Source organism: Actinobacillus ureae ATCC 25976, from assembly GCF_000188255.1.
Classification (GTDB): Bacteria; Pseudomonadota; Gammaproteobacteria; order Enterobacterales; family Pasteurellaceae; genus Actinobacillus; species Actinobacillus ureae.
Genome location: NZ_GL831080.1, coordinates 1633252 through 1643000, shown reverse-complemented (window position 1 = coordinate 1643000; position 9749 = coordinate 1633252). Strand labels below are relative to the sequence as shown.

3 protein-coding genes and 4 pseudogenes are annotated in these 9749 nt (G+C 40.8%); 1 reads left to right on the top strand and 6 read right to left on the bottom strand.

Features of this window, described 5'->3' with window-relative positions; translation table 11 throughout:
* Positions 1-46 precede the first annotated feature (46 nt).
* Positions 47-2620 (bottom strand): ATP-dependent chaperone ClpB, encoded by a 2574-nt coding sequence (gene clpB, locus HMPREF0027_RS07655; RefSeq protein WP_044024375.1) that lies wholly within the window; start codon positions 2618-2620, stop codon positions 47-49.
* Between the two features lie 265 nt (positions 2621-2885).
* Between clpB and HMPREF0027_RS07650 the strand changes: the two are divergent.
* Positions 2886-3538 (top strand): annotated as a pseudogene (locus HMPREF0027_RS07650) (OmpW/AlkL family protein).
* A gap of 205 nt (positions 3539-3743) precedes the next feature.
* On the opposite strand, the gene argE reads toward HMPREF0027_RS07650, so the two are convergent.
* From argE to HMPREF0027_RS07625, 5 genes and pseudogenes are all read right to left on the bottom strand, one after another.
* On the bottom strand, positions 3744-4886 hold the full coding sequence (gene argE / locus HMPREF0027_RS07645) for an acetylornithine deacetylase (protein WP_005623816.1): 1143 nt from the start codon (positions 4884-4886) through the stop codon (positions 3744-3746).
* A gap of 15 nt (positions 4887-4901) precedes the next feature.
* Positions 4902-5682: pseudogene (locus tag HMPREF0027_RS13045) on the bottom strand (permease).
* A 13-nt stretch (positions 5683-5695) separates the two neighbouring features.
* Complete coding sequence (locus HMPREF0027_RS07635; RefSeq protein ID WP_005623810.1) at positions 5696-7096, bottom strand: basic amino acid/polyamine antiporter; 1401 nt, start codon at positions 7094-7096, stop codon at positions 5696-5698.
* Positions 7097-7191: 95 nt separating this feature from the next.
* Positions 7192-8604 (bottom strand): annotated as a pseudogene (locus HMPREF0027_RS07630) (basic amino acid/polyamine antiporter).
* Positions 8605-8631: 27 nt separating this feature from the next.
* Positions 8632-9518: pseudogene (locus tag HMPREF0027_RS07625) on the bottom strand (homocysteine S-methyltransferase family protein); the annotation flags it as partial.
* Between the last annotated feature and the right edge of the window lie 231 nt (positions 9519-9749).

Sequence of the window (9749 nt, the reverse complement as noted above, 5' to 3'; positions counted from 1 at the left end):
CTATCCCCAAAATTTTGTGCAAATTCGACCGCTTGTTTATGGAAGATTAGCTGTTGCTAATGCTTAATTGGTCATTTTGATAGTCCACCACAACAGGGCTATTCGGTAATAATTTACCGCTTAAGATCTTTTGTGCAAGTGGATTTTCAAGTTCTTGCTGAATTGCACGTTTAAGCGGTCTTGCACCGAATAATGGGTCAAAGCCAGCTTTGCCGATATGGTCTAATGCCGCATCGGTAGCCGTTACTTCGTAATCGCGTTCCGCAAGACGAGCAATTAAACGTTGTAATTGGATACGAGCAATCGCACGAATATGTTCTTGACCTAATGAATGGAACATAACGGTTTCATCAATACGGTTAATAAACTCCGGACGGAAATGTTGACCGACAACTTCCATTACCATCGTTTTCACCACATCATATCCTTTATAAGCATTTTCTTGGATTAAATGCGAACCTAAGTTTGATGTCATAATCACTACCGTATTGCGGAAATCGACAGTTCTGCCTTGACCATCAGTTAAACGACCGTCATCCAACACTTGAAGTAAGATATTAAACACGTCCGGATGAGCTTTTTCCACTTCATCGAGTAACACCACCGAATATGGACGGCGGCGAACCGCTTCGGTTAAGTAGCCGCCTTCTTCGTAACCGACATAGCCCGGAGGTGCGCCAACTAAACGAGAAACGCTGTGTTTTTCCATAAATTCCGACATATCGATACGTACCATCGCATCAGGATCATCGAATAGGAAATTCGCCAAGGTTTTGCAAAGTTCGGTTTTACCGACCCCAGTCGGACCAAGGAATAAGAATGAACCAATCGGACGATTCGGATCCGACAATCCGGCACGGCTACGGCGAATCGAATTTGCAACGGCTTCAACCGCTTCATTTTGCCCGATAACACGGCTGTGCAACACATCTTCCATACGCAACAGTTTTTCTTTCTCGCCTTCCATCATTTTGGAAACCGGAATACCGGTCGCTTTAGAAAGTACTTCTGCAATTTCTTCATCGGTTACTTTGGTTCGAAGTAGTTGATTTTCACCGCCTTCTTCCTCACGTTTAACCGCTTCAGCTAACTGTTTTTCTAATGCCGGGATTTTACCGTATTGTAATTCGGACATTTTCTCGAAGTTACTTTCACGGCGAGCCTGATCCATTTCAATACGGGCATTTTCTAACTCAGTTTTGATATGTTGCGTACCGAGTAATGCTGATTTCTCCGCTTTCCAAACTTCTTCCAATTCGGAATATTCACGCTCGCGAGCGGTCAATTCTTCATCTAATTTTGCAAGACGTTGGCGACTTGCTTCATCTTCCTCTTTTTGTAACGCTTGGCGTTCCAATTTTAGCTGAATGATACGGCGTTCAAGTTTATCAAGCGGTTCTGGTTTTGAATCAATTTCCATACGTAAACTGGATGCCGCTTCATCAATTAAATCAATCGCTTTATCCGGTAATTGGCGATCACTAATATAACGATGTGAAAGCGTTGCAGCCGCAACAATCGCAGGGTCAGTAATTTGTACGTGATGGTGGATTTCATAACGTTCTTTTAAACCACGTAAAATCGCAATCGTATCTTCTACAGTCGGTTCATCCACTAACACTTTTTGGAAACGACGTTCAAGTGCCGCATCTTTTTCGATATATTGGCGGTACTCATCTAGTGTAGTTGCCCCTACGCAATGTAATTCACCCCGAGCAAGAGACGGTTTGAGTAAGTTACCGGCATCCATTGCTCCGTCCGTTTTACCCGCACCAACCATAGTGTGAATTTCATCAATAAATAAAATAACCTGACCTTCTTCTTTGGCTAATTCATTAAGTACCGCTTTTAGACGTTCTTCAAATTCACCACGATATTTTGCACCGGCAATTAATGCGCCCATATCGAGGGAAAGCACACGTTTATTTTTTAAACCTTCCGGCACTTCGCCGTTGACGATACGTTGTGCCAAGCCTTCTACGATCGCAGTTTTACCGACCCCAGGTTCACCGATTAATACCGGGTTATTTTTAGTGCGGCGTTGTAAAACTTGTACCGCACGGCGGATTTCTTCATCACGACCGATTACCGGATCTAGCTTGCCAGCATTGGCACGCTCGGTCAGATCAATCGTATATTTTTGTAATGCTTGTCTGGTTTCTTCTGCGTTTTGATTATTCACGGTTTTTCCTCCTCGAATTTGGCTGATTGCGTTGTTTACTTTCTCTTTAGTTAAGCCAAATTGTTTTAATAATTTGCCTAAATCGCCGTTATCGTCCAGTGCGGCAAGTACAAATAATTCCGATGAAATAAAGCTATCGCCGAATTGTTGTGCCAATTTATCAGATTGATTTAACAGGCGAATCAGTTGTTGTGACGGTTGGGTTGTACCGCCGGATACGGTCGGTAAGCGGTTTAAAATCGTCTCTAATTCACTCAAAATACGTTGCGGTTGCACATTGAGTGCGGTAAATAGTGGGGCGATAGAACCGTCTTGTTGTTTGACTAACGCATAAAGTAAATGTGCCGGTTCAATATAGTTATTATCTTTTCCGATGGCTAAAGATTGGGCTTCTGCAAGGGCTTCTTGCAGTTTGGTAGTAAATTTTTCGAAATTCATATTTTTACTCCTAAATTTCATTAATCTGTATCGAGCAAGATTTATACTCGCTTCAACGCTTTAATAAATGGAGCTAGTCGAATTTATTTCAAGTTAAAATGTGAAAAGATTACAAAAAAGGAATAAACACCCCTTTATAGGTATTACTTTGTAGTTTTTTTTGATTTTTTCGTCAATAAAACTTATCAGATCTGTTCTTAAAATGTTATCAAGGTAACAGATTGGTTACCTTTTTATTTTCAATTACAACAAATTAGAGGTCAAAATGAAAAAAGTAGCGTTGGCAGTGATGTTAAGTGGTGCTTTATTAGCGGGTTCAGCAGTGGCACATCAAGCGGGTGATGTGTTTGTTCGTGCCGGTGTGGTAAGAGTGAATGAAAATTCAGAATCAACGACTAAAACACCGATTCAAGTAGATTTAAAAGTGAAAAATAACCAACAATTGGGTTTAACGGCAACTTATATGTTTACCGATAATGTTGCGGTAGAGTTATTAGGTGCAACCCCATTCTCGCATAAAATTAATGCAAATGTGCCGGCTTTAGGCGCAGCATCTGGTTTAGGTCGTGTAGCGATTGTGAAACAATTACCGCCAAGCTTATATGCACAATATTATTTCTTTAATGCGGATTCGACAGTGCGTCCGTATGTCGGTGCGAGTTTAAATTACACATGTTTCTTTAATGCGAATCAACTCACGCAGCGGTAACTAATTTAGAAGTGAAAAAACATTCATTTGCACCGGTTGCAAACCTTGGTGTGGACGTGAAATTAACCGATAAACTTTCTTTCAATGCGGCAGCATGGTACACACGCATTAAAACAACCGCAAAATTTGATGCGTTAGGCGCAAAACGCGAAGTGAAATTAAAACTGGATCCGGTTGTATTATTTGCTGGCTTTGGTATCAACTTCTAACAAAGAATGTAAGCAAACGGCTATTTAGTTATTTCTCTACACAATAACCGTTTGCCTTATTCTTGGAAGAGGGGCAGGGAGATCCCTGAATTTTGCATCGATATGTCTGCATAGGTAGTACATAGATATATTTGAATAAATATGCAAAATTTCAATAAAAAATGACCGCTTATCCAATTGGGTAGGTGGTCATTCTCTTCAGGTTTTATAAACAGAAATGATGAATTAGTTTGCTGAGTAATTCTCGGGTCGGCTTAATAAATTTCGTTTCCAAAAATTCATCCGGTTGGTGAGCTTGTTCGATAGATCCCGAACCTAATACCAGAGTCGGGCAAAGCTGCTGAATAAATGGTGCTTCGGTACAATAGTTTACCGCATCGCATTTTTCGCCTAACAGTTTTTCAACCACTTGCACCACTTGTGTGGAGTGTTCACACTCATAACCGGGAATACCGTCATGTAAGTGACGAATTTCAATTAGATCGCCGTATTGTTCCAACATCGGTTTCAGATTTTCATTCACCATCGCATATAAATCTTCAACCGGTAGATTTGGTAACGGGCGCATATCAAATTGCAATTCACAACAGGCACAAATACGATTAATTGCATCGCCACCATGGATATTGCCAAAGTTCATCGTCGGATACGGTACTTTAAATAGATCGTTATGATATTTATCACGTAACTGATTGCGCATATTCATCAGATAACCGGTCGCTTGGTGCATTAATTCAATCGCATTAATGCCACGATCCGGATCACTTGAGTGACCACTTTTTCCGGTAATTCTGACCGCTTCGCCGACATGACCTTTATGCGCTCGAATCGGCTTTAAAGAAGTCGGCTCGCCGATAATCGCACAATCAGGACGAATATGCGTATGTTGAGCGAAAGTTCTGGCGCCAAGCATAGTGGTTTCTTCATCGGCAGTCGCTAGAATACGCAATGGTTTAGTTAGTTTACTTAAATCAATTTGGCTGACTACATCGACAATAAATGCGAAAAAGCCTTTCATATCCGCTGTACCTAAACCATAGAATTTACCGTCTTGTTCAGTTAACGCAAATGGATTAAATGTCCATTTCCCTTCGTCAAATGGAACGGTGTCGGTATGACCGGCTAACAATAGACCGCCTTCGCCTTCGCCGTAAGTGGCTAATAAATTATATTTATCACGACTGCCTTCCACTCGGATAATTTCGGTTTTAAAGCCGAAATCGGCAAGCCATGTTGCCAGTAATTCGATAAGTTGCTTATTAGATTGATCTTCCGCCGCTTCTAAACTGGAAATAGTCGGCAGTGCAATTAAATTGCGGTAACGTTCGATAAATTTTGTGTTTGCCATAATACTTTCTCTTTTTTATTTACGTTTTAACATTGCTAGACCGGCGAGAATTTCCCAAATCATAATTGCATAGATAGCTATTCGCTCAAGTATTGGTGTTAGTATATTTGGGAAAAAGATTGTTATGAATACGCAAAATACGCCGATTGTACCGGCTTGAATACTAAAACGGCGTAACCAGACAAGTTGCGGTTTAACAATATCAACTCCCACCATAATAATTGATAAGTTACCGAATAAATAAGTCAGACTTGCTCCTAAATTTTGTAACTCTCCGGCAGTGATTTTAGCTTGTGATGAAGGGATTAGGCTCATTCCAATACTAAAGAAAACCGCAAAAATAAGCGCTAATAACCAATATTTACGACGAGATAACTGCACGATCACGGCAAGATATGCAATTACAAAAGCTAATCCCTGCAAGCTAAAAAACCGCATTCATCACTTGCGATAACGGTGAAAAGGTATTGGTTTTTCCATCAATAATCGTGCCGAAAGGGATAAGTAACTCTAACACTGTATGTCGAATATAACTGATGAGTGATGATTCGCTAAAGAGGTTAACCACAAACTCGGTAAACAGGTAGAACACGCCCATAAATGAAAGCAGGGCGGCTAATAAAACAACAATAAAACGACCACAACCGCGAATGAGCGGGTGCATAAAAAACGGATACACGGCAACCCCAAATGATCCGTTATGAAAGAAGTCCTGTAATTGACGTGAAATTTCAACGATTTTATTTGCAAAAATTCGAAGAAAAGCGAGCGCTTTTCCTGCAAAGGCTGTTTTCATGTCTGTTCCTGAATTATTGAGTGATAAGCGTGTAAATCGCTCCAACAAATAGCAGTAAAATAATAGCGAGCAATAACAGTTCCGACTTAGTTAGCTGTAATTTACCGGTATTTTTATAACGTGCGTGGAAAAATAAAAGAACGCCCAGCATATATAACACAACCGATAATAATAAGTAGTCTAACCCCGCAGCATAAACAATCCATAAACCGTAAATTGACGCCATCGCACCGGTCAGTTTGATATACCATGCTTCGTTTTGTTTCATTGCCACTTTGAATAAATAAGCGCCGACTAAGAAATAAGGTACCAAAATCATCGTAGTCGAAAGCTGAATTAGCATACTGTAGCCTTTGCCGGTAAACAAAACAAGCAATAGACTAATTTGAATCGTAATATTGGTTAACCATAAACCGGCAATTGGTGTACCGTTAATATTGGTACGGTTTAATAATTTCGGGAATACTTTGGTTTTTGCCGCTTGGTAAGGAATTTCCGATGAAAACATCGTCCAGCTCATATAAGAAGCTAATACCGACACAATCAAGCAGAAAGTGATAATGATCTTACCGCCAGCGCCCATCATTTGTTCCATTAAACCTGCCATAGACGGGTTTGGCATTTCGGCAATCACTTCACGAGGGAGAATACCAAGCGATAATACCGTAATCGACACATAGAGAACCAAGGTAATCAAAATACCTAGAATGGTGGCTAAGCCGACATCACTTTTCTTTTTCGCGTGCGCGGAGAGTACCGAAGCACCTTCTACGCCGACAAATACCCAAAGCGTGATCAGCATCGTAGCTTTTACTTGTTCTAAGGTACTTTCACCCAATTTGCTGCCGTTGAAATCTTGTATAAATTGTTCAGGTGAGAAGAACCAAATCGCTAAGCCGATAAATAAAAATAGCGGTAAAGTTTTAACAATCGTTGCAACTAAATTCACAAATGCAGCTTCTCGGATGCCTCGTGCAATCAGATGATGGACTAACCAAACAATTGCCGAAGCACCTAAAATGGAAGCAACGGTATTACCTTGCCCAAAAATGATATGGTTTTCACTGTCAACAAAAGTTCCCAGCCCTTCAAAAGCGACGACTAAGTAGCCTACGCTGCCTATCGCAGTACAGAGCCAGTAACCCCAAGCCGATACGCCACCGACGAAATCCCCGAACCCTTCACGAGCGTAGGTGTAAATGCCACCCTCTAACTCAGGTTTAATACGAGAAAGGAAGAAGAAAGATAAGCCTAAAAAAATGATACCGATACCGGTAATTAACCAGCCGATCAATAGCGCTTGCGCACCGGCAACCTCCGCCATATTTTGCGGAAGGCTAAAAATACCGGAACCGATCATCGAGCTAAGCACTAATGCGGTTAAAGAAAAGAGACCGATTTTGCCTTTTGACATGCAATGTCCTTATGATTGTTATTCACACAAACTGCATAATTTAGCATAAAAATAAAAAATCCCCTAATGTTGAAACATTAGAGGATATTATCTTTTTAGCCCCAATCAACGTTGGTGAAACTGTTATAAACCGCCCAAATAAACAAGAAGCCAATAAGCACTAATAAAATTTTCTCAAAAGTCGAGAGATTTAATGCTTTTCCTTGATGTTGATAGCGTGAGTAAAGGAATAAGCCAATGCTGGGCACATAAAGTAATACCGATAATAATAAGTAATCTAAACCCGCCGCATAGACAATCCATAAACCGTAAATTGATGCGATAAAACCGGTCAGCTTTATATACCACACTAAATTTTGTTGGAATGACAGTTTCAATAAATATGCACCGATTAAGAAATAAGGTACAAGGATCATTGAGGTCGAAATTAATAATAAGGCGTTGTAGCTTTTACCGGTTAATAACACGAGGAATAAACAGAATTGCACCACAAAACCGGTAAACCAAAGTGAATTAATCGGCACTTCATTCGCATTCAATTTATCTAAAATTTTCGGGAATGCGCCGTTTTTAGCACCGCGATAAGGTACTTCTGCTGAATACATTGTCCAGCTTACATAAGAAGCAAGCACCGACACAATTAAGCAAAAAGTAATTAAAATCTTACCGCTTGAGCCAATCATCGTTTCTAATAAACCTGCCATTGACGGGTTTGACATCTCCGCAATGGTTTCATGCGGTAAAATGCCGAGTGAAAGCACGGTAATTGCAATATATAAAACTAATGCGATCAGAATCCCAAGTACGGTCGCCAAACCCACATCACTTTTCTTTTTAGCGTGAGCAGATAACACGGAGGCCCCTTCCACACCGGTAAATACCCAAAGGGTAATTAACATCGTGTTTTTCACCTGTTCCGACACACTGTTATTTAATGCTGTACCTTGTAAATCTTGGCTAAACGTTTCGCCTTTGAAATACCAAATTGCTAAACCGATAAATAACACGAGCGGAAATACTTTCACAAAAGTTGCAATCAAGTTTACTGTTGCCGCTTCTTTTACACCGCTTGCGACTAAAGCGTGAACTAACCATACGATAATCGAAGCGCCGATAAAGGAAGCAAGCGTATTACCTTGTCCGAAAATAATATTCGATTCCAAATCGGTAAATGAACCGATTCCCTCAAACGCTACCACTAAATAGCCGACAATCCCGATCGTCGCACACAACCAGTAACCCCAAGCGGAGAGAAAGCCAACTAAATCGCCAAAGCCTTCACGTGCATAAGTATAAATACCGCCATCTAAATCCGGACGCAAACGAGAAATAAAGAAGAAAGCCCGAGGAAAATAATTCCGATTCCGGTAATGAGCCAACCGAGAATTAACGCTTCACCACCAGCGACTGCCGCCATATTTTGCGGTAGGCTGAAAAATCCCGGAACCAATCATCGAACTGAGAACCAGTGCGGTTAAAGAAAGTAACCCAATTTTTTTGTTTGACATAATTGCCCTTATTTTGATGTTGTGCTTTTTAGCCAGTGTGTTGATATATTCGATCCCGATACAGCAACAGCCACCGACAATCGTTGCGCCTTGTGCTGTCCATTTTTGCGCCCACGCAAGATAGGCTTCAGGCCTAAATCTTTACGCACTTCGTCTAAACCGTCATTGGCGGTTGCATCTTTCGGTTGCGGAGCAAACGCATTTGCATACGCACCAGTTTGGATATGTGTCGCATTTTTTTCTTTTAGAATAGATTGGGTTATTGCTAGCGCTTGCTCAATCACTTCCGGCTGGCAGCAGTTAAATAAAATCGCATCAACGCCTAATCCCACCATTTTTTCAATCGCAAGGGCTACAGGCTCGCCAGAACGTAATTGTGGCTCTGGTGTCGGCTCATCATCGGTTAAGGTAAACGAAACCCAAAGCGGGCGATCATCTTTTGGCAATAACGGTTTAATCGAAGTTGGTTCAATAATCGCACTTTGCGTTTCACATAACCAAATATCAACGTAAGGCGAAAGGCCGTCAATAATCGGTTGGGCGATTTCGGCAAAACGATCCGCTTGAATCAAGTCAGCACGGTAAGAGCCGAACATCGGCGGTAATGAACCGGCTATTTTTGCAGATTTTCCGCTATTTTTAACCGCTTGTTTTGCTAAACGACCGGCTAGATCGGCAAGCATTTTACCGTCTGCACTAAAGCGCTGTTCTCCAATATGGAATGGCACAACCGCATAGCTATTGGTCGTAATCACTTCTGCGCCGTTTGCGATAAAATCTTCATGGACTTGTTGCACCGCAGACGGTTTTTCATAAAGGGATAAAGCCGACCATTCAGGTTGTTTAAAAGGTGCGTTCAAACGCATTAACTCACGGCTCATACCGCCGTCTAAAATTGTAATAGGAGATAGCATAGTCTTCTCTGTTTTAACACTAAAAATGAAAGTGTTTAATGTATCAGTGACAATGAAGTTTTTGGATCCAATTTGCTAGATATTTGTAAGAGTAAATAATATAATGTAAAGCCAATTTTGACAGATATAGAATCATGCTGCTTGCTGACAACATGTGAATGTCTTTTGAGAGTAAAATAATATCAAATAGTTTTGTATATAAATATTTCGGAAAAATTTAGGGGCTGTAGT

What these genes read in the sequence shown, in the direction of transcription:
- argE (WP_005623816.1), bottom strand. Translation starts at nt 4,886, where the DNA reads ATGGCAAACACAAAATTTATCGAACGTTACCGCAATTTAATTGCACTG.
- HMPREF0027_RS07635 (WP_005623810.1), bottom strand. Translation starts at nt 7,096, where the DNA reads ATGTCAAAAGGCAAAATCGGTCTCTTTTCTTTAACCGCATTAGTGCTT.
- clpB (WP_044024375.1), bottom strand. Translation starts at nt 2,620, where the DNA reads ATGAATTTCGAAAAATTTACTACCAAACTGCAAGAAGCCCTTGCAGAA.